1 protein-coding gene and 1 pseudogene are annotated in these 442 nt (G+C 72.4%); both read left to right on the top strand.

The window, feature by feature from the left end:
* The coding region (locus tag RNB18_RS52210; RefSeq protein WP_311721078.1) for an OmpA family protein at positions 1 to 264 on the top strand (264 nt) is incomplete at its 5' end.
* Between the two features lie 78 nt (positions 265 to 342).
* Positions 343 to 442: pseudogene (locus RNB18_RS52205) on the top strand (cyclase); the annotation flags it as partial.

Below are 442 nucleotides of genomic sequence, written 5' to 3'. Positions count from 1 at the left end.
CTGCGGAGGAGCCCCGAGGCGGAGGTGCAGGTGCTCGGCTATGTCGATCCACGCGGCGGGGCCGGGAACAACCTGTCGCTCTCCCGGCAGCGGGCGGACGCCGTCGCGGAGGTGCTGACGGCCCACGGGGTGCGCGATGTGACGGCGTACGGACGCGGGCTGGCCGGAGGCTGCCCGAAGCCGGTCGCCGCCGGGAGCGGTGACCGCGACGCGGATGAGCCACTTCAGTGCGACCGCCGGGTCGACATCGTGGTGACCAAGTAACAGGTGACGAACGGGGAGGCGGTGGCGGTTCATGGGCGTCAATGGGGAGACAGTGCTGAACAGCGCGCGCTATCAGGCGGCGGGGAGTGGCGCGTCGAACCCCTGGAGGACGGGACGAGCCGGGTCGTCCTCCTGCACGACTACCGCGCGGTGGACGACGACCCGGCGGCCGAGGAGC

The organism is Streptomyces doebereineriae (assembly GCF_031845645.1).
In the GTDB taxonomy this organism is placed as follows: Bacteria; Actinomycetota; Actinomycetes; order Streptomycetales; family Streptomycetaceae; genus Streptomyces; species Streptomyces canus.
Note: the sequence above shows the minus strand (reverse complement) of the source record. Positions and strands in the feature narration are given on the sequence as shown.